The 23,393-nt window shown below is 64.6% G+C and carries 20 protein-coding genes and 1 pseudogene; 15 read left to right on the top strand and 6 right to left on the bottom strand.

Annotated features, from left to right (window positions below):
• Nucleotides 1-9: 9 nt before the first annotated feature.
• The 5 genes from JQK15_RS08620 to JQK15_RS08600 form a co-directional block, all read right to left on the bottom strand.
• Nucleotides 10-2,148: an Atxe2 family lasso peptide isopeptidase gene (locus JQK15_RS08620; RefSeq protein WP_251007657.1), complete on the bottom strand. Its 2,139-nt coding sequence runs from the start codon at nt 2,146-2,148 to the stop codon at nt 10-12.
• 3 nt (nt 2,149-2,151) lie between these two features.
• Nucleotides 2,152-4,704 (bottom strand): TonB-dependent receptor, encoded by a 2,553-nt coding sequence (locus tag JQK15_RS08615; protein ID WP_214864916.1) that lies wholly within the window; start codon nt 4,702-4,704, stop codon nt 2,152-2,154.
• A gap of 59 nt (nt 4,705-4,763) precedes the next feature.
• Entirely contained in the window at nt 4,764-5,795 is a 1,032-nt protein-coding gene (locus JQK15_RS08610) for a FecR family protein (RefSeq protein ID WP_251007656.1), read from the bottom strand.
• A gap of 47 nt (nt 5,796-5,842) precedes the next feature.
• Nucleotides 5,843-6,439 carry an RNA polymerase sigma factor gene (locus JQK15_RS08605; RefSeq protein ID WP_251007655.1) on the bottom strand — a complete coding sequence of 199 codons (597 nt, stop codon included), beginning with the start codon at nt 6,437-6,439 and terminating at the stop codon, nt 5,843-5,845.
• A gap of 219 nt (nt 6,440-6,658) precedes the next feature.
• A complete protein-coding gene (locus JQK15_RS08600) occupies nt 6,659-7,585 on the bottom strand; it encodes a HEPN domain-containing protein (RefSeq protein ID WP_214864914.1) in 927 nt (308 codons plus the stop codon).
• Between the two features lie 626 nt (nt 7,586-8,211).
• Between JQK15_RS08600 and JQK15_RS08595 the strand changes: the two genes are divergently transcribed.
• From JQK15_RS08595 to JQK15_RS08525, 15 genes and pseudogenes are all read left to right on the top strand, one after another.
• On the top strand, nt 8,212-8,463 hold the full coding sequence (locus JQK15_RS08595) for a hypothetical protein (protein WP_214864912.1): 252 nt from the start codon (nt 8,212-8,214) through the stop codon (nt 8,461-8,463).
• 243 nt (nt 8,464-8,706) lie between these two features.
• Nucleotides 8,707-9,039, top strand: coding sequence for a hypothetical protein (locus JQK15_RS08590; protein ID WP_214864910.1), 333 nt, complete (start codon nt 8,707-8,709; stop codon nt 9,037-9,039).
• Nucleotides 9,040-9,888: 849 nt separating this feature from the next.
• Nucleotides 9,889-11,930 (top strand): annotated as a pseudogene (locus tag JQK15_RS08585) (conjugal transfer protein TraG).
• A 2-nt stretch (nt 11,931-11,932) separates the two neighbouring features.
• Entirely contained in the window at nt 11,933-12,334 is a 402-nt protein-coding gene (locus tag JQK15_RS08580) for a CopG family transcriptional regulator (RefSeq protein ID WP_214864908.1), read from the top strand.
• Nucleotides 12,331-13,365, top strand: a complete 1,035-nt coding sequence (gene trbB / locus JQK15_RS08575; protein ID WP_214864905.1) for a P-type conjugative transfer ATPase TrbB — start codon at nt 12,331-12,333, stop codon at nt 13,363-13,365. The genes JQK15_RS08580 and trbB overlap by 4 nt, the downstream gene beginning before the upstream one ends.
• Nucleotides 13,366-13,368: 3 nt before the next feature.
• On the top strand, nt 13,369-13,710 hold the full coding sequence (locus tag JQK15_RS08570; RefSeq protein ID WP_214864903.1) for a TrbC/VirB2 family type IV secretion system protein: 342 nt from the start codon (nt 13,369-13,371) through the stop codon (nt 13,708-13,710).
• An 8-nt stretch (nt 13,711-13,718) separates the two neighbouring features.
• Nucleotides 13,719-13,991, top strand: a complete 273-nt coding sequence (locus tag JQK15_RS08565) for a VirB3 family type IV secretion system protein (protein WP_026109541.1) — start codon at nt 13,719-13,721, stop codon at nt 13,989-13,991.
• A gap of 10 nt (nt 13,992-14,001) precedes the next feature.
• Entirely contained in the window at nt 14,002-16,458 is a 2,457-nt protein-coding gene (gene trbE, locus JQK15_RS08560) for a conjugal transfer protein TrbE (protein ID WP_214864901.1), read from the top strand.
• A complete protein-coding gene (gene trbJ / locus JQK15_RS08555) occupies nt 16,458-17,213 on the top strand; it encodes a P-type conjugative transfer protein TrbJ (RefSeq protein ID WP_214864899.1) in 756 nt (251 codons plus the stop codon). Before trbE ends, trbJ begins: the two co-directional genes overlap by 1 nt.
• 136 nt (nt 17,214-17,349) lie before the next feature.
• Complete coding sequence (gene trbL / locus JQK15_RS08550; protein ID WP_214864897.1) at nt 17,350-18,648, top strand: P-type conjugative transfer protein TrbL; 1,299 nt, start codon at nt 17,350-17,352, stop codon at nt 18,646-18,648.
• 2 nt (nt 18,649-18,650) lie between these two features.
• Entirely contained in the window at nt 18,651-19,472 is an 822-nt protein-coding gene (gene trbF, locus JQK15_RS08545) for a conjugal transfer protein TrbF (protein ID WP_214864895.1), read from the top strand.
• Nucleotides 19,469-20,320, top strand: coding sequence for a P-type conjugative transfer protein TrbG (trbG, locus tag JQK15_RS08540; protein WP_214864878.1), 852 nt, complete (start codon nt 19,469-19,471; stop codon nt 20,318-20,320). The genes trbF and trbG overlap by 4 nt, the downstream gene beginning before the upstream one ends.
• Nucleotides 20,317-21,501: a TraB/TrbI/VirB10 family type IV secretion system protein gene (locus JQK15_RS08535; RefSeq protein WP_214864876.1), complete on the top strand. Its 1,185-nt coding sequence runs from the start codon at nt 20,317-20,319 to the stop codon at nt 21,499-21,501. The genes trbG and JQK15_RS08535 overlap by 4 nt, the downstream gene beginning before the upstream one ends.
• A 3-nt stretch (nt 21,502-21,504) precedes the next feature.
• Nucleotides 21,505-21,735, top strand: coding sequence for a DUF2274 domain-containing protein (locus tag JQK15_RS08530; RefSeq protein WP_017502865.1), 231 nt, complete (start codon nt 21,505-21,507; stop codon nt 21,733-21,735).
• Complete coding sequence (locus tag JQK15_RS08525; protein ID WP_017502864.1) at nt 21,732-21,938, top strand: helix-turn-helix domain-containing protein; 207 nt, start codon at nt 21,732-21,734, stop codon at nt 21,936-21,938. Before JQK15_RS08530 ends, JQK15_RS08525 begins: the two co-directional genes overlap by 4 nt.
• 214 nt (nt 21,939-22,152) lie before the next feature.
• Here JQK15_RS08525 and JQK15_RS08520 read toward each other — a convergent pair whose 3' ends face one another.
• Nucleotides 22,153-23,382 carry a tyrosine-type recombinase/integrase gene (locus JQK15_RS08520; RefSeq protein WP_017502863.1) on the bottom strand — a complete coding sequence of 410 codons (1,230 nt, stop codon included), beginning with the start codon at nt 23,380-23,382 and terminating at the stop codon, nt 22,153-22,155.
• Nucleotides 23,383-23,393: the final 11 nt, after the last annotated feature.

Below are 23,393 nucleotides of genomic sequence, written 5' to 3'. Positions count from 1 at the left end.
TACTCAGCCTCATGGCGCTGCACCCTCGTTCGGCTTGAACCAGCGCTGGAACCAGGCGAGGTTTCGCTCATAGACGGCGAGCCGATGGGCTGGCTGCAGCTTGACATGGCCCTCGCCCGAAAAGACATACATCTCGGTCGGCCAGCCGGCATTCTTGACTGCCGCGTAGGTCGGCAACGCGAAGCGGAACTCCTCCTCGCCCGCCTGGATGAGCAAGGGAACCGGCGGCAGCGCCCCGAGATTGGGCGCCAGCGACCCCTGTTTCCAGAAGTCGGGACGATCCTCGTTGAACCTTGGATATCCCGACTTCGCATACCAGTCCTCGAATCCAGGACCAAGACTGGCCATCATCGCCGGATCCTCGCAGCAGGTGCTGAGCGCGACGGCCTTGAACAGGCGCGAATGGATGAGCGCGAAGGACGCTGTGGAGGCACCGTCGCTTTGCCCGGTGATGCCGATGCGGGCGGGATCGGCGATGCCCCGCGCGATCAGGCGCTCGACGACGATTTCGAGGGAGGACTGGACGCTGCGCCGATCTAGCCAGTCCTTCTGGTTGGCCTGGAGGAAGGCGAAAAGATCAAGCGGCTTTCCCTGGAGGGCGTACCAGGGCGGCCGATTGAAGCTCAGGACGGCAAAGCCATGGGCCGCGAACAGCTGGATCGGGAATTCGTCAGCGGTACCGCCGCGCAGGAAGCCGCGCGAATCATATTGGACGACAATGAGCGGAACGGGATGTCCGGGCCGATAACCGGAAGGAAGGACGAGGTCGGCAAAGGTCTCGATGCCGAATGCATTGCGCCAGACCAGGCGCTCGGGGTGGCGAAGCCGGATTGCGGCAAATTCCGGATTGGGATCGTAGATGGTGCGGACCTTGCCCGTGCGCACGTCGACGCCGATCACATGGCGGGGCGCAGTTCCGCCCTCCGCCGTGCAGACCAGCTCCTGAGGCCCGAGCTGGCAGCCCAGCCAGGGTTCGTTGGTGACGAGCAGCCGCCGAGGTGCGCCTGCGCCGAGGTCCCAGCGCATCAGGGCCAGTTCGCTACGCGCCACGCCTTGTCGCTTGAGGAACAGGATCGTGCGATCATCGCGTTTCCACAGGGCGATCACGTCGCTGCAGGCCTGCTGCGGGCAAGGCAGTTCGCGGCCGTTCATGGAGATATGGAGAATATTGGGCTTGAACAAGGCATCGGGGTTGGCCGGTGCCAGCCATGCACGATCTGCGCCGCTGCCCAGCGGCAGGGCCTGGATCGCCCCGGTCGGCCAGCCCGGCGTGCCCGCCGGTTCCAGGACGAGGCGCTGCGCATCGCTTGCCGGGCGCACCGTTCGATCCGCCAGCGTGATCACGTCGGCCCGGCTGGGGATCGGGGATGGCGGGTGCGGCCGGCCACCGGCCAGGGGCCAGAAACGCAGGTCGTAGCGCCATCCGCCTGGCGCCTCGCTTTCGATCCGCCGCTCCGCGTCGACCAGGCCGGCGCGACTGGAATAGACGATCGCCTCGCCGCCTGACAGCCACCGGAAATCGTCGATCGAAACGTTCGAATGCGTCAGTTGCGTCTCATTCGTCCCATCGGGGCGAACGAGATATAGCTGCATGATACCGCCCGCCGCCTTGGTGAACGCCAGAAGCTTGCCATCGGGCGCCCAGCGCAGGACCGACGGCACCGGCGCGCCTGCCACAAGGCCGGAGAAGCCATATTTGTCGAAGGAGAGCCGGATGACCTCGCCGCCATCGGCGACGATCCGGGGCGGCGCGGCGCTCCCGGTCTCCTTCACCAGGATGCCGGTGCAGTAGCGGTTGGATGAAGGGTCACCTCGACGAAGCTGCAATGCCACATGCCGGCCGTCAGGCGACAGCGCCGCTGGGGGCCCCGGATAGCTATCGAACTGCATGCCCCCGAAATCGCGCAGGCGGACAAGGTCGAGAGCATTGATCTCTCGCCGGGCCTCGGCCGGCGCCGCGGCGGGCGGCAGCAGGTCGCAGGGCGGCTGGCTTGCCCGGGATGCAACCGGCACCAGCGCCATGCCAAGGGCAAGGCTGCCAAGGGCGATACGTCGCTTCCCTCCGCGTGCGCGGCCAACGAAGCGACGACCCCGCCGTCGCGCTGCCACTTGCGTCGATCCAGCTGCGGGAAGACCAGGACGGGTCATCACTCACCACTCCTTGGTTAGCGAGACGCTGATGAAGCGACCGATCGCGGACTGGTTGGTGGAATCGTAGCTGACATAATAGTCAGCCACCGCGCGCGCATAGGCAGGCTTGTCATTGAGAAGGTTGCGGACGGCCAGCGCGAAGCCGACGCCCGGGACCAGTCCTTCCTGCGATGGACGGTAGACAAGCGCGAGATCGAAGGTCGTCTGCGATCCCACTCGGACAGCGGGGCTATTGCGGGTGTCGTCCACCCCGCCGGTATAGTTGGCAAAGGCAGATGCGCTCAGGGGGCCGCGCGTCCATGTCGCTCCGGCCCGGCCCCGCCAGTGCGGCGGGTTGAAGATCGTCCCGGCAAGGTCGGTATAAGGCAGCGACGGGTCGAGCCTCTGGCGTGACTGCAGCCAGGACGCCGAGCCTGTCAGAGACAGTTTGTCGCCACTATCGAGTTCAGCATCATAACGGGCCATCAGGTCGACGCCGCGGATCTTCTGTCGCGCGACATTGAAGAATGTATTGTAGACGGCGGCGACGACTGCATCCGGGTCGTAGGCCTGCCCCGAATAGTTGAAGAGCGGGACGGGCGATGCGGCGATCAGCGCCGCTTGCTGCTCGGCATCAGGATAGGGATCGACAAAATCGTCGAGGGTCAGCCGGCCGAGCGCGTTGTAGAAGTCGGTGCCCTGGAACGGCTGCGCCACCCGGTCGCGATAGGCGATCTCGAAATAGCTCGCCTCCAGCCGGAGCCCGGAAACAGCGCGGGGATGGGCGGCGAGGGTCGCCGACCAGGAGGTCGCGCGTTCGGGCTTGAGCGCCCGGTTGCCGCCATTGGTAAACAGAGCGGTCGCGCCCGCCGGGTAGCCCGAACCACCCAGGGTCGTTGCGTCGTACAGAAAGGCATATTGGGGCTGGTACTGCTGGTAGAGCGTTGCCGCCTTGAAGGATTTGCCCCAGGATGCCTTGAGATCGAGGTCCGGGCTCGGCGCATAGATCAAGCCCAGCTTGGGTGTCAGCACGTCGTCGATACCGGGATATTTCTCGTAGCGCAGCGCGCCGGTGAGCGACAGGCGATGGATGGCCGCGACCGCCTGTCCTGGCGAGACCAGCGGGACGTAGATTTCGCCGAAGCCATAATAGCTGTCCTGGTGGACGTCGATCGGCTCGGGCAGGCTGGTGGAGCGGTTGAGATAGCCATTGTCGCGATAGCCGGCGCCGCCGGCGAACCTGACCGTGCCGGCAGGCAGGTCGAAGAGGTCACCCTGCGATGTCGCTTCGAGGGATCTGACCATATTGCAGTAGCAATAGGGATAGGCGCTGACCGCGCCGGCCGCAGTGGTGGTGAACTGCCTGGTGTCGGTCCGGTCCTCGCCATAGACGCCACTGATGGCAAAGGTGAGCGAGGGCGTTGCCTGGAACGACAGCGACGGCGCGATCGCGAAGGACTGGTTGGTCGGCTCGGTCGTGTAGCGCGACCCGCCAGGCACCTGCAGGACAGTGGGAGCACGCCGCCAATTATAGAGGCCATCGATGCTGAAGGTCAGGTCGGGAGAGAGCGCATGGTGCAGGCTCAGCACCGCGCTGTGCCGCTTCACCGCAGGCAGCAAGGTCGTATTGCCCGGCATATATTGGGTATAGCTGCGCTGCCGGGCGGTGATCGCGGTGTCGCGCTCGAAATCATAGGTCGCCATGAGGCCGCCGCCGTTCCAGGTCGTTCCCGCCACAAGGCTGTATTGCTGCTGCGTATTGCCGCCGTCAGTCGCGGAACCAAGCCGCGCGGTAGCGGAAGCGCCGTCATAGTCCTTGCGCAGGATGATATTGGCGACGCCGCCAACCGCATCCGAGCCATAGAGCGCCGAGGCACCGTCAGCGACGATCTCGATGCGCTCGACCGCGGCAAGCGGGATGGCATTGACGTCGATGGCCTGAGTGAAGGAGCCATAGGCGAGGCGATGGCCGTTGAGCAGCGTCAATGTCGCATCTGGCCCGAGGCCGCGCAGATTGATGCTCGAGCCCGAATTCTGGTTGTTGTTACTGCCCGGCGCACCGGGCGCAACGCCCGGGTTCTGGCCACCACCGAAGCTCTGCGGCAGCGTGCGCACTGCCTCGCCAAGGTCGGTCTGCCCTGACTGGGCGATCTCGCGACTGCTCAGGACGGTGACCGGTGAGGCCGGCGGTGCCCCGCGAATGCGCGACCCTGTCACCAGGATCGCGGCATCCTCGCTATGGGCTGCCGCCGGGGCTGGCGGCGCCTGCGATCGCCCCACGATAAGCACCGCCCCGTCGCGCTCGACCGTAGACAGGCCGCTGCCAGCCAGCAGCGTGTCGAGTGCTTCCTTGAACGTATAGCCGCCGTCGAGCGCAGCGGCGGACTTGCCGGCGACGGCCTCGGGGGTGAAGATGATCTCGCGCCGGGCGGCGCTGCCGAGCGCTCGCAGCGCATCGCCGAGCCCCTGGGCAGGCAGGTGCAACTCCTGGCGTGGTTCCTGCGCCCCTGCCGGAACGGCCAGCGCCCACAGGCTCGCCGCCAGGAAAAATGCACTCGATCTCTTGTTGCTCATGGTTACCCCCTTGTCCCGTTGCAGGCTGTCCAGGGGTATCCATGCCGGTCAGGCGAAATTTATGAGGGCGGGCACGAATTTTTTTCGTGCGCAGCGCAGCGTCGGCCAAGCGCGATGCCTGACGGGCTCTGGACGAGGGAGAGATCGAGCAGTTCTGCAAGGTTTGCGGCAAGGCGCGCGGGTTCGCGGACGCGGAAGATGCCCGAGACGCGCAGGTCGCCGAGCCCGGGCTCGGCCAGGAGCAAGGGCCTGTCGGCATAGCGGTTCGCCTCCGCCAGCAGATCGCGCAGCGGCACGTTCCTGAAATCGCGCAGGTCACTCGGCCAGTCGGCCTGGACCACCGGGATTGCCTGAAGCGCCACCCCCTTCCCCCCACCGATCGCGATGCCATGGCCGGCGGTGAGGCGCGTCACCTCGCCGCTTTCAAGCGAAGATCCTGCGGCCGTACCCGAGGCGGGCTGGCGGACATCGACCAAGCCTTCGATGAGCGCAACGGATGCACCATGGCCACGAAGCGTCACATCGAAGATGGTGCCGCGCGCGAGGACAGACCCCCCGCCGGCCGCGACGACGAAGGGCCGCGGCTCATGCGCGACGACAAAGCGCGCGCGCCCACGCAGCAGCGCCAGGTCGCGCCGCTCGGCCGAGAGCATGACGCGCACGCGGCTGTCGGCATCGAGGATCAGGCGGGAACCATCAGCGAGTCGGAATGCCCGCACTTCCCCGGGCGACGTGGTTAGGCTCGCCTCGGCGACCTGTGCCCTGCCCGTTTCGGCCGCCTGGATGAGCGGATGGCCGGGGCCAATCGCGCGCATCGCGAGCACGGTCAGGCCGAGCAGCATGGGAATGGACACGAGAAGGAGCAGCAGCATGAGGACCGGGCTGCCCATCATCCGGGCGAGCAGCATGGGCTGTCGCACAGGACGGCGTGCATCCGGGACCTCGACGGCGGGCTTCAGCCCTTTCCCGAGGCTGAACACCTCGCTGATATGGCTATAGGCCTGGCGATGCGCCGGATCTGCGGCAAGCCAGGTCTCGAATTCCGCGCGCTGCGTCTCGGCTTCGGGACCGCGCATGAGGGCGAACCACATGGCAGCGTCCTCGCGCAGCTCGGGCGTTCGCGATCCATCCATCTGTGTCATTCGGTTTTAAGAGCCGTGGAGATTTGTGCCAGTGCCCGCCCGACATGATATTGGACGGTGGGAATGGAGATGCCGAGCCGCTCGGCGATCTCGCGATAGGTCAGTTCGTCGAGGCGGTGAAGCAGGAATGCCTCGCGGGTCCGGTCGGGAAGGCCCTGCACGGCATCTTCGTAGCGCGCCATGAGTTCGGCATGTGCGAGGGCTTCCTCCTGGGCAGGCGGCACTGCAATGTCGGCTTCCTCGCCGATGGCGACATGGGCGGCGGCCATGCGGCGCGCGCGGCGGCGGCTCCGTTCGAACAGGAGATTGCGTGCGATTCGCTGGAGATAGGGTGCCGGGTTGGCCAGGCCCTCGCGCGCCATGAAGGCGGCGAGCCGCGCGAAGGCTTCCTGCACGAGATCGGGCGCTTCGTCCGCCTCGCCGATACGGCGGCGAAAGTAGCGGGTGAGGCGCGGCGCCTCCGCCCGGTAAAGCCCCTCGATCCTGCTGGCCTTGCCGCCAATCTCGTGCGCGCCTTCACTGGGGTCCGGGTCGGCGGGTTGCGCAGCGATGCGGCGCTCGCCAGCAAGCGCCTGGGCATGTCGCATTGGCATGGAAACGCACGACCTCGTCGGGCCAGCAGTCGTCGCGCCCCGGGGCGGTCCGGGGTTGGCGAGAGCTAGCGACGCGCGAGGTCTTTAGAAAAACCCCTGCCACCCGACCGCAGGGACGGATGTAGTGATGCCTGGCAGAACAGGAGGGAGGCGGGTGCCGGCGATCAACGCCTCCGCAGCCCATGATAGCCAAAGGTGCGAAGGGCGCAAGACGTCGGCTCAAGCCTGATCGGTAACGGCCCTGCGCAATTCGGCGATGCGCGACTGGCACAAGGCATGGACGCGCTGCCCAAGGACCTCGGCATGGCCGGCGAGCCATTCCAGGTCCTCGCGGCTAATCCTGTAATGGCGCGAATAGCGCCCCTTGCGATAGGCGTCCTTCAATTTCTGGTAGAGCGCGCGCTCCCGCCGCGTACCGCGCGGCCAGACGTCGAAGAGGCTGCGATCGATATCCTCGGCAAGGTCCCGCAGGAACAGAATATTGTGATCGTAAGGGGTATAGAAAGTGAAAGTCAGCAATAGGCCCTGGTAGAGATTTTCGACCGCCTGATGCAGAAGGAACGCTGCCAAATTGAAATGCTCACGGCGCATGGCGTCTTGGTAACCGCCAAAAAATTCTGCCGCGTCAGCCATATACTCCGCGAAATAATCCTCTGCAGCCGCCAAGGCCATGTCCGGCGTCTTGGGAACCGGCGTCTTCAGCGGCCGATCGTCGGATTCGTAGAGAAGGATGCCGTCGTTGAGGATATTCATGAAGAACAGTCGGCCATGCGCCAGTCCGTCATTCACCTCCTGCAGCGAGTGGACGATGAAATTGGCGGGCGTACCCAGGGTCTTCTCGAAATTATAGGCGGTGACGATCCGCTGGTCGGTCTCGTCCCAATAGGTTGCACGATCCGTCAGGTCCTTCTGGTTGACGATCACCAGCAAATCATAGTCGGACTTGTACCGGTTCGCATCGAGCGGGGCATCCACCCAGTCGCCGCGGGCATAGGATCCGAACAATATGATCTTGAGGATCCGGCCGGACTTGCGCCGCCCCGTCGCCCTGCCGGTGGCATCGCGAAGCCCCTGGAACAGCGTCTCCACAACAAGATCCAGCTCGCGCTGCTTGTGTAACGGCAGATGATCGAGATCGCTCCGCATGGCTCAGGCCTGGCGCGCTCTGCCAAGGAAGGGGACGGCGATGCGCAAAGCGTGCGAACTCCAAATGCATGGGCGGTACCGGTTGCAATGCAAGCCCAACGAGCAAAGCGGCACAAATATAGAACGGGACAGCGTGGAAACACAAGGTTGGAGGCGACCGTTACAAAAGCGGGTCAAGATCCGTCACTGATCGACAGCGACCAGCCGATTAGAGTTCAGGCACTGCGACGAGGTTGTCCTAGGGGCGTCACATAAAACGGGCAAAGATATACGCTAAAGGTTGCGGGTAACCGAGAACACCCGCTTGTCGCACATTGCTGCGAAGGACGCGCTTCGGGACATTGCCGTCATTCCCAGGCCGGCATCACAAAGGCAGGTTTAAGTCGGACACCGGACATTTAAAAAGACAGCATGCAGCGGCAGGAAGCGAGCAAGACTGGCCGTTTGCTGACTGGTAGGTTTCCGCTGGATAGTGGGCGATAACTGCCGGTCGTCTTTCGGGGCTGGCGATCGGTCGCGGATGGAAAAAGCGGTCGGTCGGCCGTCGACCAATTCTTGCTGTTAGCTTCTTCGCTCGCGCATCCCGAAACTTGCCATTAGGGTCGGATTTTGAAGGGGTGACACCAATGGTAAAAGCACGCAAACCCAAGATTTCCGAGGAAGAAGCATTGGTGTTGGCCCGTAACTATATTGCCCAGCAAGATTTGGCTGGCTGGCGGCTTGAGGTCGCGGAAGCCCAACGTCCCTCATACGATCCCAGCAATTGGGCTGTTGTCGTAGATAGGTTTTCTCCAGAGGGAGGGCTGGTGGACGGTCCGGAAATACTCATAGTCAACGGCGTTACAGGTGAAGTGAAGACGTTTGGCGACCATTATTGATCTTGTCGGCTTTTGAAGGAGGCACGCTAAAAGCCGCCATTCCGCTCACCACCCGTGCGGGCCGTCCAGGCGTCGGATTTGGTGCAAACATAAACCGAAACGACCGCACCGGCGCGACTCGTCGCTTCGTTCACTCCATCAAATCGTCGGGAAGGGGTGGATTCTAGACAGTCTGCTTTTCAGCGCCGCCATGTGGAAAGCTGCCATGAAATTCGATACGGCACATCCACCGGGGAGGGATTTATGAGTTCTGCTGCCTGTGTGGCTTTTTGTGGTCTGCGGTATGAAGTTACCGCCGCCGAGGTTGACCAACTTGAGCGCAATACCGATCCGCGCCAGATCCTTTCCAAACAAGTCGGCCTCAGTAGCTATTGGGGCAATTTCGGCGGTCAGGCTGACCGTTTTGTATTATTCGTTGGGAAGAAGCTAACGGTCCTTGGCCCAGAAAACGACATGGCTGCGGCTTTCACTGCAGAACGACTTTTGACCATAACATCAGATACCGCAAAGCGTTTGAAAGAGGCCGACTTGCGGGGAGAGATTGGTCTGTTTCTAGAGTGGCTGACAGACGCTTAGGCGGCAGAAATTGGTCGGTGGCCGAACGTCCGCTTTTCCGTTGTCAGATAGGCCACTTATTCGCGATTGAATGACCGGTTTCGGAAAATCCGAATGAGCCGGCGAACGGCGAGGATGGGCGCACAGAGCACCAGCCGGTATGCTAGACCCGATTGGCAGGTTGCGGGGTAAGCTGTCATATGGGTGACCAAGCCGGAACGGCAATATTTTGTTGGCAGCCGACCCGGCGTAACCGTCAGCTATAACCGCACGCAGGTTCCAAGAGCGACCCGGCCATCTTGGGCAGCCAAATTCACAAAAGCGGACCTACCGCTCCTGAGAGCGGAAAATCGGCACCCGTAAGTCTCATTTGGGTCGAATTCGATTGCTCGCTGGGATCGCCCAGCAGAGATGTCTCGCAGTCTTGGAAGAGGTCGACTAGCGCTACGACGCTTCCGGAGCAGCGACCATGATTATCGCCTAGTGACGCTTCCGTCCTGCCCGCGCGGGTTGGCGACGTCCACGAGATCGAACTTTTCCGCGATGCATGTGATCGGCGTTGGCCAGACGTGATCGTCGACTGCTCTCGCGTGAAATTACAGGCTCGCCGGATGGCATGACCCTGTTCCTGCGCATCGAAGGCCACACGGAATTTGGCCGTTGGCAGGCCGGGATGATGCCATCGACCGCCGGGAGGTAACTAATTGCGGGTGCGATTCGCCGCCCCGACATGGAGCCGGTCTGGGACCGGTCGCTGGGGACCGCGAGGAGATGCCTCGCGACACCAGCGGCGACCTGACGCCTAAGCCGTACTTCTGGGACCCTATGCCCTAGCCCGCGGTCAGTTCCCGGACCGGGGCGGAGGCCCGCATGACCCCGACAAAGCTACTCATAGGACAATCCTCATAGTGCTCGCGATCATCCTCGCGGGCATCTGGACCGCCACGCAATGGGCCGCGGCGCAGCTCGCTTATCAACCGGAGCTTGGCGCCCCCTGGTTCGTCTTGCTGGGCCAGCCGATCTATCATCCCTGGTCGATCTTTCCTTGGTGGTTTTCGTTCGACGCCTATGCACCCGTCGTGTTCGACAAGGCGGGTGCCATCGCAGCCGCTGGCGGCTTCGTCGGCTGCGGCGCGGCGATCTTCGGCTCGGTGTGGCGCGCGCGCCAGTCGAACAATCTGACGACCTATGGCTCGGCCCGCTGGGCGACGCACCGGGACATCAAGGGTGCCGGGCTCCTCGACCAGCGCGGCGTCGTGCTGGGCTGCATCGGCCACGATGACTTGCGCCATGATGGCCCCGAACATGTCATGGCATTCGCGCCCACCCGATCGGGCAAGGGAGTCGGCCTTGTCATTCCAACCCTGCTTTCCTGGACCGGCTCTTGCCTCGTACACGACATCAAGGGCGAGAACTGGCAACTGACCGCCGGCTGGCGCGCCCGCTTCTCGCACTGCCTGCTGTTCAATCCCACCGACGCTCGCTCGGCGCGCTACAATCCGCTGCTCGAGGTCCGGCGCGGGGTGAACGAAGTCCGCGACGTCCAGAATATCGCCGACATTCTGGTGGATCCCGAGGGTGCGCTGGAGCGTCGCAACCACTGGGAGAAGACCAGCCATTCGCTGCTGGTCGGCGCCATCCTCCATGTCCTCTATGCCGAGGAAGAGAAGACGCTTGCCAACGTCGCTTGCCTTCTGTCGGACCCGCAACGCAGCTTCGCCGCGACCCTGCGAAGGATGATGGCCACCAACCATCTCGGTACGCCGGATGCGCCGCTGGTCCATCCCGTGGTCGCCTCTGCGGCCCGTGAACTTCTCAACAAGAGCGAGAACGAACGCTCCGGCGTGCTGTCGACCGCCATGTCGTTTCTTGGCCTTTATCGAGACCCGACCGTCGCTGCAGTAACCGCCGCATCCGACTGGCGCATCGCCGATCTCGTCGGAGCGGCACATCCGATCTCGCTCTACCTTGTCGTGCCGCCGTCCGACATCAGCCGCACCAAGCCGCTTGTTCGCCTTATCCTCAACCAGATCGGCCGCCGGTTGACCGAGGAATTGCACGGCGTCGGCAAGGACGGTGAGACCCCACAGGGCCGACATCGGTTGCTGATGATGCTCGACGAGTTCCCGGCGCTGGGAAGGCTCGACTTCTTCGAGACGAGCCTCGCGTTCCTGGCGGGCTACGGGGTGCGCGCCTTCCTGATCGCGCAGAGCCTGAACCAGATCGAGAAGGCTTATGGCGAGCACAACGCCATTCTCGACAACTGCCATGTCCGCGTTGCCTTTGCGACCAACGACGAGCGAACCGCCAAGCGGATTTCGGACGCGCTTGGTACGGCGACCGAACAGCGCGCGATGCGCAACTATGCGGGGCACCGGCTCGCCCCCTGGCTCGCGCACGTCATGGTCAGCCGCCAGGAGACTGCGCGGGCTCTGCTGACGCCCGGCGAGGTGATGCAGCTTGCGCCCACCGATGGGCTGGTCCTGATCTCTGGACACCTCCCGATACGCGTGAAGAAGCTGCGCTATTACGAGGATCGCCGATTCACAGAGCGGCTCTCGCCCGCACCGATACTGGATGGCGCCGGCTATCGTGACCTTCCGGCAGCTCGCGCGGATGACTGGGCTGGACAAGTTCGCGGCGCTGACATTCGCCTCTCCGCCCACGATGATGCCGATGAAGGAGCCGACGCCGGCGGCCTCGAGCAGGCGCGTCACCCCGCGCACGACATCGAACCCGCGGTCGTCATCGAGCCAGAGGTCGCCGACCCCCTGGGCCTTGGCGAAGACGATGGCGATCAGGCTGCCGAGCGCCGCGCAATGGACCGGGTCCAGCAGCTCGGCACCGTGCGCACGGTCTACGGCCTCGATGCCGCCTCGGATCGCCCCGACGACCTCCAATTGGGATTTTGATCATGGAGAAGATCCGCCATCAGCTTTTCCTGCCCAAGCCCGTGTCCGATCGGCTGCAAGCGCTCGCCGCCAGGCCCGGCGCCAGCAAGTCGGCCATCCTGGTCGATGCGGTTACTGCCTGGCTCAATCGCCGGGGCGCATCGGAGCTGGAGGATCGGTTCGCGATCCGCCTCGACCGGCTCACGCAGGCGATCGGCCGGGTCGATCGCGACACCTATGTGATCCTCGAGACGCTCGCCCTCTTCATCCGGTTCGAACTCGCGATCCAGACGCCGCTCGCCGAAAACGACCAGGCGGGCCGCGCGCTCGGAGCCAAGAGGTTCGAAGCCTTCGTGACCCAGGTCGGACGGCAAGTCTCGACCGGGCGGCGCACCCTGGCCGGTTCTTCGGAGAATGGCGAATGAGCGGCCGCCCAGACACCGCAGGACCGGCAACCTCGGCTGAGCGCCGTCGCCGGATGCTGATCACTGCGCTAGGCGGCGAAATTGCTGCCGCAATGCGCGACAGCCAAGTCACCGAGATCATGGTGAACCCTGATGGGGCGCTGCGGCTTGATCGTCTTGGCGAAGGCCGTACCGATACCGAGGTCCGCATCGAACCCGACCAGGTCGAGCGGATCATCCGGCTGGTGGCGAGCCATGTCCGGGCCGAGGTCCATGCCGAACACCCGATCCTATCGGCCGAGCTGCCGCCGCATATCGAGGGCTGCGCCGGCGAGCGCTTCGAAGGCGTGCTGCCTCCGGTGTCGTCCGCACCCTGTTTCTCCATCCGCAAGCCTGCCACGAGGCTGCACACGCTCGACGACTATATCGCCGATGGGCTGATGTCGGAGGTCCAGGCAGACGCCCTGCGCGCCGCTGTCGCCCAGCGCTGCAACATCCTCGTCGCCGGAGGCACCAGCTCGGGCAAGACGACCCTCGCCAATGCGCTGCTCGCCGAGATGGCCCCACAACATTCGGGGCTCGATAGCCGCGTCATCCTCATCGAGGACACGCGCGAACTGCAATGCCCGCTGCCCGACACGGTGGCGCTACGTACCCGTCCACCGCATGTGTCGATGACCGAGCTGGTGCGCTCGACCATGCGCCTGCGCCCCGATCGCATCGTAGTCGGCGAGGTCCGCGGCCCCGAAGCGCTCGACATGCTCAAGGCATGGAATACCGGTCACCCCGGCGGGATCGCGACGGTCCACGCCAACAGCGCCCGGGCCGCACTCTACCGCATCGAACAGTTGGTACAGGAGGCGGTCGTCACCGTGCCGCGCCAACTGGTCGCCGAAGCGATCGACATCATCGTGTTCATCGCCGGGCGTGGCGTCGACCGCCGCGTCGCCACGATCGCGCGTGTCGCCGGGCTCGATCCCGACACCGGCGCCTATGCGCTCGCCGATCTTCCCAAGCTCAATCCCCCCAAGCCCAGCCCGAAGGAGACCTGACCCATGACCTTTGCCCGCAATCCCCGCCGCATCGCCAACCGCTCGTCGCTTGTCGGCGCCGCGATCGGCCTCGCGTTGGCGCTCGCCGCCCAGGTCCAGGCGGCCGGCTCCGGCATGCCGTGGGAAGAACCACTGCAGCAGGTGCTGGAATCCGTGCAGGGGCCGGTAGCCAAGATCGTCGCCGTGATCATCATTATCGTGACCGGCCTGACACTCGCTTTCGGCGAGAGCGCGGGCGGGTTCCGGCGGCTCATACAGATCGTCTTTGGTCTCTCCATCGCCTTTGCCGCCTCGAGCTTCTTCCTGTCCTTCTTCAGCTTCGGCGGCGGAGCATTGATCTCGTGACCGGCGCCATGTCCTCCGGATCAGAGCATATCGATGGCTACGAGGTGCCGATCCACAGCGCGCTGGGTTCGCCGCTTCTGCTCGGCGGCGCACCGCGGGGCCTAGCGATCGTCAACGGCACGCTGGCGGCAGCGGTCGGCCTCGGCCTCCAGCAGTGGCTGGCCGGGGTGCTGCTCTGGGCCGTCGGCCATAGCATCGCCGTGATGGCCGCCCGCCGTGATCCCGATTTCGCGCCGGTCCTCCTGCGCCACATCCGCCAGAAGGGATATTTCGCATGCTGAGGCACCTGAAATGATGTTCCTGGGCGAATATCGCGCGTCCGCCGAGCGCCTTGCCGATCACCTGCCTTGGGCCGCGCTGGTGGCGCCCGGCGTGGTGCTCAACAAGGACGGCAGCTTTCTGCGGGTGCTTGCCTTCCGTGGTCCAGACCTCGAGTCCGCGACCGAGGCCGAGTTGGTCGCCGCCTGCGCGCGGGCGAACAATGTGCTCAAGCGACTCGGCAGCGGCTGGGCGCTATTCTTCGACGCGGAGCGGCGCGAGGCGCAGGCCTATCCCGACAGTAGCTTTGCCGATGCGGCGAGCTGGCTCGTCGATGGCGAGCGCCGAGCGGCCTTCGAGGCGGCGGGGACGCATTTCGAAAGCCGCTATCACCTGTCCCTGACGTGGCTTCCGCCCGCAGATGCTACCGACCGTGCGGAGCGGAGCCTTGTGGAGCGGCCCGAGGGCGAAAATACACGCGACTGGCGCGGCGCACTGGAAGGCTTCGTTGCCGAGACCGACCGCGTGCTCGACCTGCTCTGCGGCTTCATGCCGCAGGTGCGCCCGCTCGACGATAGCGAGACGCTGACATTCCTGCATGGCGCGATCTCCGACCGTCATCATAGGGTCGCCGCGCCGGAAACGCCGATGTATCTCGACGGTTTGCTTGCAGATACGCCGCTGGTCGGCGGGCTTGAACCGCGCCTTGGCGACCTGCATGTCCGCACGCTGACCATCCTCGGCTTTCCGAGCCTCAGCCGTCCCGGCATCCTCGATGCGCTCAACCACCAGGACTTTGGCTATCGCTGGGTCACGCGCTTCATCGCGCTCGACAAGAGCCAAGCGACCAAGACGCTCACCTCGCTCCGGCGCCAATGGTTCAACAAGCGCAAATCTATCACCGCAATTCTCCGCGAGGTGCTCTATAATTCACCCGCGCAATTGCTCGACAGCGATGCCGACAACAAGGTGGCCGATGCCGACCAGGCGCTCCAGGTGCTTGGCGGCGACCATGTCGCATTCGGCTACCTGACCACGACGATCACGGTCAGGGACCGGAGCCGGGCGGCGGTGGAGGACAAGGTCCGCGCCGTCGAGAGGATCGTCAACGGGCTCGGCTTCACCTGCGTCCGCGAGACCGTCAACGCGGTCGAGGCCTGGCTCTCCTCGTTGCCGGGCCAGACTTACGCCAATGTCCGGCAACCGCTGGTGCATACGCTCAACCTCGCGCACCTGATGCCGCTTTCGTCGGTGTGGGCCGGGCCGGTGCGCAATGGGCACCTCGACGGACCGCCATTGCTGGTTGCGAAGACCGCCGGCTCGACGCCGTTCCGGGTTTCCACCCATGTCGGTGATGTGGGGCACATGATGGTCGTCGGGCCGACGGGCGCCGGCAAGTCGGTGCTGCTGAGCCTCATCGCGCTGCAATTCCGCAGATACCCGCGCGCGCAGGTCTATATTTTCGACAAGGGTAACAGCGCGCGGGCGGCCGTATTGGCGATGGGCGGCGCCCATCACGCGCTCGGTTCGGCCGAGGCCGACGGCGAGACGCTCGCATTCCAGCCGCTTGCGAACATTGAGGATGCGGGCGAACGAAGCTGGGCAGCAGATTGGATCGCGGCGCTGCTCGCGCACGAGGGCTTGATCGTAACGCCGGAAGTGAAGGACGCGATCTGGACCGCTCTCGGCAGCCTTGCTTCCGCGCCGCGCGAGGAGCGAACCCTGACCGGACTCGCGCTGCTGCTGCAGTCGAACGCGCTGCGCCTTGCGCTCCAGCCCTATACGCTCGAAGGCCCGCATGGCCGGCTGCTCGATGCCGCCGAACAGCATCTTGGCTTGGCCGACGTCCAGTGCTTCGAGACCGAGGCGCTGATGGGCCAGGCAGGCGCGGTCGCGCCCGTATTGACCTATCTGTTTCACAGGCTGGAAGAGCGGTTCGATGGCCGCCCGACCTTGCTGATCCTCGACGAGGCCTGGATCTTCCTCGACCATCCGCTTTTCGCAGCCCGCATCCGGGAGTGGCTGAAGGTGCTGCGCAAGAAGAATGTAGCTGTGCTGTTCGCGACGCAAAGCCTTGCAGACATTGCGGGCTCCGCGATCGCGCCGGCCATCATCGAAAGCTGCCCGCAGCGGATCCTGCTGCCCAACGATCGGGCGATCGAGCCACAGGGCCATGATATCTACGCGCGCTTCGGCCTGAACGACCGGCAGATCGAGTTGATCGCGCGGGCTACCCCCAAGCGCCACTATTATCTCCAGTCCGCAAGCGGCAACCGGCTGTTCGAACTGGGCTTGGGCCCGATCGCGCTGGCTTTGTGCGGCTCGTCGGATCCTGCAGCGCAGGCGCGGATCGATGCAATCCTCGCCGAGCATGGGTGCGGCCGTTTCGCCGAAGCCTTCCTGCGCGATGCCGGCCTCGACTGGGCGGCCGACCTCGCTGCCGATTTCCCCCCTCCCGACATTCACCCCCCCCACGAAGGAGAGACGTGATGCATAGTCCCCATCGAAAGCACATGATTGCTGCCTTGCTCGGCCTCGGCGCGTGCGGCGCGCTTGGCATGGGCGCGATGACGATGACGGCGAGCCCGGCACACGCCCAGTTCGGCGGCGTCGTGTTCGATCCGAGCAACTACGCGCAGAACATCCTGACCGCTGCACGCACGCTGCAGACCGTCAACCAGCAGATCCAGCAACTCCAGAACGAAGCGCAGATGCTGGTCAACATGGGCAAGAACCTGACGCGCATCGACTTTCCGCAGCTCGACGCCCTTAAGCGCAAGCTCACCGAAATCGACCGGCTGATGGGCCGCGCGCAGGCCATCGACTTTCGGGTCGACCAGCTCGACGACAAGTTCCAGTCGCTGTTTCCCCAGGACTTTAGCTCGGCACTGCGCACCGATGACCGCGTGCGCGACGCGAGGGGGCGCCTCGACGCCAGCATGGGCGCGTTCCGCCAGACGATGACCATGCAGGCCCAGGTGGTCGAGAACATCCAGTCGGACACCGAGGCGCTGGCTGACATCGTGGCGCGCAGCCAGGGTGCCGAGGGATCGCTCCAGGTCAGCCAAGCGACGAACCAGCTTCTCGCGCTCACGGCCAAGCAGCAGTTCCAGCTCCAGCACATGATGGCCGCGCAGTTCCGCAGCGAGGCCATCGAGCAGGCGCGCCGGGCAACGCAGGCGACGGAAGCCCGTGCAGCGACGAAGAAGTTCCTCGGTTCCGGATCGGCCTACACGCCTGAATAGGCCCCTCGGGCTCCAGGCTGATCCGGTCCGCGGTCGGCGGCGCCCCTCTCATGCCCTCGATCGCCGTTGCGGGGCGCGGTCCAGCTCCCCAGCCGCGCCCCGCGACACCTCTTCGCTCCATCATGAAGGCAGTCAATTGAACGACCTCAATGTCATCGATCGCTTCCTTCAGGCGTTCATCACCTACATCGACAGTGGGCTCGGAGTGCTTGGGCCTGATGTCGGGTTCCTGACCGCGACGCTGATCGGCATCGACATCACGCTTGCCGGACTGTTCTGGGCGATGGGCGGCGAGGACAATGTCATCGGCCGGTTCCTGCGCAAGATCCTGTACGTCGGTGCGTTCGCCTTCATCCTGAACAGCTTCTCCCGCCTTGCCGACATCATCTTCCGCTCGTTCACGCAGGCTGGCCTTACGGCCGGTGGCGGGACGCTCTCGCCCGATGACCTGCTCAAGCCCGGGCGGCTTGCGGGGACGGGCTTCTCGGCCGCATGGCCACTGCTCGAACAGGCCAGCGAGATGGTCGGGTTCACGACCTTCTTCGACAATTTCCTGACGATCATGGTCCTGCTGTTCGCCTGGGCGCTGGTGATCGTCGCCTTCTTCATCCTTGCGGTGCAGATGTTCGTCTGCATCCTCGAGTTCAAGCTGACCACGCTGGCCGGCTTCATCCTCGTGCCTTTCGCGCTCTGGAACCGAACGAGTTTCCTTGCCGAACGCGTGCTGGGCAACGTTGTCTCATCCGGCATCAAGGTGATGGTGCTCGCCGTCATCGTCGGCATCGGTTCCAATTTCTTCACCGAGTTCACTGACGCGCTGCAAGGCCAGGAACCGGACATCGGCCAGGCTATGAGCCTCGTGCTCGCGAGCCTTTCCCTGTTTGGCCTCGGCATATTCGGTCCGGCGATCGCCTCGGGCCTAGTGTCGGGCGCACCCCAGCTTGGTGCCGGTGCAGCCCTCGGCACTGCCGTTGGCGCTGCCGGCGTGACGATGCTGGCTGGCGGCGCCGCCGTGGGCGGAGCGCGCGTGGCGGCCGGTGCGGCCCTGGGCGCGGTCCGCTCGGGCACGGCAATGGGATCCGCTGCATCGACTGCCTACCGGCTTGGTCGCGAGACGGCCGCGAGCCCCTCGGTCGGCGCGGGCCTGGGCGGTGTTGCGCAGGCGGCCGGGAATGCCGCGCGGTCCCGCGTGGGCGGTACCCTCGGTCTTGGCGAGGCTGCGGCCGGCGGCCGTCAGGCTGCCTTGGATGCGCTCAACCAAAGCTCACCGCCATCCAATCCGATTGAATCGGCCGGCAGGACGCCCGCCTGGGCGCGCGCGATGCGCCAGCAGCAGACCAACCGCCATCGTCAGAGCCAGGCGATCCATGCGCTCCAGCAGGGTGATCGCGGCGGCGCATCCGCCACCCCCGACATCAAGGAAAGGAACGACTGACCATGTTCTTCAAGCGAAGTGCGCAGCGCTACGGGCGCACGCCACCTCCCGAGACGCCATATCAGCGCGCAGGACAATTGTGGGACGAGCGGATTGGCTCGGCACGGGTGCAGGCGCGTAACTGGCGACTGATGGCTTTTGGTTGCCTCGCGCTGACCGGCGGCACATCGGCGGGTCTCGTCTGGCAATCCTTGCAGAGCCGGGTGACACCCTATGTCGTCGAGGTGGATCGGCTGGGCGAGGCGCGCGCCGTGCAGGCAGCCGATGCCGAGTATCGGCCGACCGACGCGCAGGTCGCGTGGCACCTCTCGCACTTCATCACCAACGTCCGGTCTGTGTCGCTCGACCCGGTGCTGATGCGCCGCGACTGGCTCGAGGCCTATGACTTCGCGACCAAGCGGGGTGCGCAGTTCCTTGGTGAATATGCCCGCTCAGCGTCGCCGTTCGCCAATGTGGGGACACGTACGGTTTCGGTGCAGGTGACCAGCGTCGTCCGCGCGTCGGACAAGTCGTTCCAGGTCAAGTGGACGGAGACTGTGTTCGAGCGCGGATCGCAAGCGGGCGCGAGCCGCTGGACAGCCATCCTCACAACTGTCACGCGGCCGCCAGCATCGGCCGACGTCCTGCGCACGAACCCCCTGGGCATCTATATCGATGCGATCGACTGGAGCCGCGAACTCGACACGACACCCGCTTCCTCGCCCACGGCGCGACCCGCACCGCAACCTGCCACGACCTTGCCGATGGGATCGCCGCTCGATCCCGATCTCGGGGCGCAGACCGCGATACCGGCCTCCCCCAATCCCCAGGAGAAGAATCCATGAAGCTCATCCTTCTGCCGGCGATCGCCGGCATGGTCCTCGCATGCCCAGCGCTCGCGCAAGAGCACGCCACATCACCACTCAAGACGGTCCGGTCGGCAACGCGCAACGCCACCGTGGAACCGGTCGCCCTTGGCTTCATCGCCGGGGCTCAGATTTATCCTTTCAGCGAGGGCACGATCTTCACGGGCTATGCAGCGCCGGGGCTGGTGACTGACATCATCCTGCAGCCCGGGGAAAATCTCGTTGCGGTCGCCAGCGGCGACACCGCCCGCTGGGTAATCGGCGACACTACTTCCGGAGGGAGCGGCAGCGGCTCGGGGAAAGGCAAGCAGACGCATGTCCTTGTGAAACCATTCTCGGCGGGCCTGCTGACGAACCTTGTCATCACCACCGATCGCCGCGCGTACCATGTCCGCCTGGTAAGCACCTCGGCGACCGCCCTGTCATCAATGCGGTGGACTTATCCCCAGGATGAGTTGCTGGCGGTCGAACGCAAGGCGGAGGCCGCCCAGGTCGCAGCGCCGGTGGCCGCCGGCGTCGCCATCGATCAGTTGAACTTCAACTATGCGATCAGCGGCGACCGTCCTGGATGGCGTCCGCTCCGCGTATTCGACGATGGAGTGAAGACCTACGTCGAGTTCCCCGCGTCGCTCGGCGTCGGCGAGGCACCGCCGTTGTTCGTCCTTGGTGCCGATGGAAAAGCAGAGTTGGTTAACTATCGGCAGCGCGACCGCTTTTACGTCGTCGATCGGATCTTCGATGCCGCCGAGCTTCGCCTCGGCCTCAAGAAGAGCCAGGTCGTGCGCATCGACCGCGTATCGCATCCTGCCAAGCGGAGGGGCGCATGACTGACGCGCTCACCACCGAGCAGCCGACCATGCCGACGGCCAAGCTCGATCCCGAAACGCTGAGCATTCGCTCGCGACCGCCCCAGGCGATCCGCTTTCGCCGAGGCGCAATCATCGGCGCAGCCGCGCTCGGCTCGGCGAGCCTCATAGGCGTCGCATGGATGGCGTTGAAGCCGCAGGTATTCCGGCACGCCGTCCAGGACAGTGAACTGTCGCAGCCAATGGCGAAGTCGGCCTCGGACGCGCTGTCCGGAGTGCCAACCAGTTATGGCGATACGCCTAAACTCGGTCCGCCATTGCCTGGCGACCTGGGTCGACCGATCCTTCGTGCGCGGGAACGGGCGGAAGCCGCGGCCGCGCCCACACCGGTCGATACCGCCGCGGCGGCGCGCCAGCAGCGACTAGCGGATCTCAAGGCTGCAAGAGAATCCGGGCTCATGGCGCAGACCACCAGCAGCCGCGGCGCGGCGGGCCCGGCAGGCGCAAGCGCTGCGACGCTCGATACCCAACCGGCCAATCCGACCGCCACCGGAACCCGCAAGGAACAGTTCGCGTCGACACGTGACGCCAGTGGGGATGTCAATTCGGGAGTGGTGCTGGCGCCGATGTCCCCCAATAGCCTGCTTGCCGGCAGCGTGATCGCAGCGAGCCTCATCACCGGGCTCAACTCCGACTTGCCTGGCATGGTCACCGCGCAGGTCACGCAGAACGTATTCGATACGGTCACGGGCAACATCCTGCTCGTGCCGCAGGGTGCGCGTTTGATAGGCAAATATGACTCGGTCGTCGCCTTTGGACAGCGCCGGGCGCTGGTCATCTGGCAACGCCTGATCTTGCCGGACGGCAGTTCGGTGCGGCTCGACAACATGCCGGCGACTGACGCGGCGGGTTATGCCGGGCTTGTCGACAAGGTGGATTTCCACACATGGGCACTGCTCAAGGGCGTCGCCATCGCCACGATGGTTGGAGTCGGATCGGAGTTGTCGATCTCCGGCGAAAGCGATCTCGTGCGGGCGATGCGGGAGTCTGCACAGTCTAGTACCACGAGGGCAGGCGACCAGATCACACAGCGCAACCTCGACATCCAGCCGACGATCACGATCCGGCCCGGCGCGCCCGTCCGCGTGCTGGTGACCCGCGATATCATATTGGCGCCATGGCGCAAAAATGCAGGGAGCTGACACATGGTCGATATCAAACTTGCTAGATTGCCCGATCGTACGCCGGTCAAGCTCGCCATTACCATCACCCCGGATTTGCAGAGCGTTCTAAACGACTATGCTGCGATATACGCCCAGGCCTACGGGCGCGAGGAACCGGTGACCGAATTGATACCGGCGATGCTGACCGCGTTTCTTGAAAGCGACCGCAGCTTCGCACGGGCGCGCGAGGATGTGCGAAAGGGGCGGCCATGATCGAGCGTGCCTGGGAAAGGAAGATCGAACCTCTCACCGTGCGTATCTCGACTGCGGTCCGTATCACCGGGCTCAGCCGCTCGCGCATATACGAACTCATTCAGTCTGGCGATCTCGACACGGTGAAAGTCGGACGGGCGACGTTGGTACAGTATGCTAGTCTCAAGGCTCTAACGGCCAACTGCCCAAATCCCGATCTTTAGGTGGCGGGAACGAAGCCGCTGACCGCCAAAGCCAAGGAAAACATCGGTGAAGGATGAGCTGAACGAGCACGGCAAGCCATTCCCGCACATAGGTCGGAACGCCCAGTTTCGCCCGGATCGCGTCGTTCCGGTACGCCGTCATTGTCGTTTGCTTGGCCCCGCTGCGGAGGGCCTTGAGGGGATAAATAAAGCTTATCCCCTGCAGGTATTAGAGTTACCCCCTCAATCGCTTCGCTCCGAATTCCGGGCGCAGAACCTTGCCCCCGTCTCGAAGGTCATCGAGATAGTCCGACCACCGCTGCATCATCTGCACGCGCTCGTCCCAATATTCACCTCGGGCATAAGCCCGCCGCACTTGGTTGGTGTCGACATGCGCGAGTTGTCGTTCGATTGCGTCCGGGTTCCATTCGCCCATCTCGTTGAGGAGCGTAGCGGCCATCGCCCGGAAACCATGCGCGGTCATCTCGTTCGTGGTGTAGCCAAGACGGCGCAGGCCTTGATTCACCGCATTTTCCGACATCGCCTTGCGCGGTCGGCCGAGGGCTGGGAAGAGATATCGCCACCAATGGGTGTGCTCATGCAGTTCTTTCAACATCGCAATGACCTGACGGGACAGAGGTACCCGGTGCGGGCGGCGCATCTTCATCCGTTCGGCAGGGATGAACCAGATGGCCTCATCGAAATCTATGTCGGTCCATTCGGCCTGCCGCAGTTCCCCAGGACGGAGCAGGACATGCGGTGACAGCCGCATGGCCATGACCGTGACCTTGTGCCCCGTATATCCGTCGATGGCCCGAAGCAGCGCGCCGACTTCCGATGGCTTGGTGATGGCTGCGAAATGCTTGACCTTCGGCGCGGCGATTGCGCCGCGCAGGTCGGCGGCGACATCCTTGTCGCACCGCACGGTCGCGACACCATAGCGAAAGACGCGGCTCAGCACGCTTCGCATGCGCCGCGCGCTCTCATAGGCCCCGGTGGCCTCTACCTTCCGGAGGACTGCAAGGGCTTCGTGGGGCGTGATCTGCGCGATCGGTATGGTGCCGATCACGGGGTAGGCCTTGGCGAGAAGCCAGCGGATTTTGTCGACGGTCACCGGGGCGAGGCCGTCGCGCTCGCATTTGATGAGCCATTCCTCCGCGACCGCCTCGAAAGTGTTGGCTGCAGCGTATTTGGCGGCGATCCTCGCGCGCTTTTTTTCAAGCGCTGGATCAATCCCCTCGGCAATCTTCTTCTTGGCCTCGTCGCGCCGGGCGCGTGCTTCCGCGAGACTGATGGTCGGCCATCCTCCGAGATGGAGCTTCTTCTGCTTGTCGAGGAAGCGGTAGTTGAAGCGCCAGAGCTTCGAGCCGTTGGGCTGGATGACGAGGTAGAGGCTTTGAGAATCACTCAGGGTCCAAGCCTTTTCCCTGGGCTTGGCGGCATTGATCTGGATGTAGGTCAGCATGGTCGTTTTCC

The organism is Sphingobium sp. BHU LFT2 (genome assembly GCF_018604485.1).
Classification (GTDB): domain Bacteria; phylum Pseudomonadota; class Alphaproteobacteria; order Sphingomonadales; family Sphingomonadaceae; genus Sphingobium; species Sphingobium yanoikuyae_A.
This window is presented reverse-complemented; position numbering and strand designations above follow the sequence as displayed.

Coding starts and splice junctions, on each gene's coding strand:
- JQK15_RS08620 (WP_251007657.1), bottom strand. CDS start 2,148: ATGACCCGTCCTGGTCTTCCCGCAGCTGGATCGACGCAAGTGGCAGCG.
- JQK15_RS08615 (WP_214864916.1), bottom strand. CDS start 4,704: ATGAGCAACAAGAGATCGAGTGCATTTTTCCTGGCGGCGAGCCTGTGG.
- JQK15_RS08610 (WP_251007656.1), bottom strand. CDS start 5,795: ATGTGGTTCGCCCTCATGCGCGGTCCCGAAGCCGAGACGCAGCGCGCG.
- JQK15_RS08605 (WP_251007655.1), bottom strand. CDS start 6,439: ATGCCAATGCGACATGCCCAGGCGCTTGCTGGCGAGCGCCGCATCGCT.
- JQK15_RS08600 (WP_214864914.1), bottom strand. CDS start 7,585: ATGCGGAGCGATCTCGATCATCTGCCGTTACACAAGCAGCGCGAGCTG.
- JQK15_RS08595 (WP_214864912.1), top strand. CDS start 8,212: ATGGTAAAAGCACGCAAACCCAAGATTTCCGAGGAAGAAGCATTGGTG.
- JQK15_RS08590 (WP_214864910.1), top strand. CDS start 8,707: ATGAGTTCTGCTGCCTGTGTGGCTTTTTGTGGTCTGCGGTATGAAGTT.
- JQK15_RS08580 (WP_214864908.1), top strand. CDS start 11,933: ATGGAGAAGATCCGCCATCAGCTTTTCCTGCCCAAGCCCGTGTCCGAT.
- trbB (WP_214864905.1), top strand. CDS start 12,331: ATGAGCGGCCGCCCAGACACCGCAGGACCGGCAACCTCGGCTGAGCGC.
- JQK15_RS08570 (WP_214864903.1), top strand. CDS start 13,369: ATGACCTTTGCCCGCAATCCCCGCCGCATCGCCAACCGCTCGTCGCTT.
- JQK15_RS08565 (WP_026109541.1), top strand. CDS start 13,719: ATGTCCTCCGGATCAGAGCATATCGATGGCTACGAGGTGCCGATCCAC.
- trbE (WP_214864901.1), top strand. CDS start 14,002: ATGATGTTCCTGGGCGAATATCGCGCGTCCGCCGAGCGCCTTGCCGAT.
- trbJ (WP_214864899.1), top strand. CDS start 16,458: ATGCATAGTCCCCATCGAAAGCACATGATTGCTGCCTTGCTCGGCCTC.
- trbF (WP_214864895.1), top strand. CDS start 18,651: ATGTTCTTCAAGCGAAGTGCGCAGCGCTACGGGCGCACGCCACCTCCC.
- trbG (WP_214864878.1), top strand. CDS start 19,469: ATGAAGCTCATCCTTCTGCCGGCGATCGCCGGCATGGTCCTCGCATGC.
- JQK15_RS08535 (WP_214864876.1), top strand. CDS start 20,317: ATGACTGACGCGCTCACCACCGAGCAGCCGACCATGCCGACGGCCAAG.
- JQK15_RS08530 (WP_017502865.1), top strand. CDS start 21,505: ATGGTCGATATCAAACTTGCTAGATTGCCCGATCGTACGCCGGTCAAG.
- JQK15_RS08525 (WP_017502864.1), top strand. CDS start 21,732: ATGATCGAGCGTGCCTGGGAAAGGAAGATCGAACCTCTCACCGTGCGT.
- JQK15_RS08520 (WP_017502863.1), bottom strand. CDS start 23,382: ATGCTGACCTACATCCAGATCAATGCCGCCAAGCCCAGGGAAAAGGCT.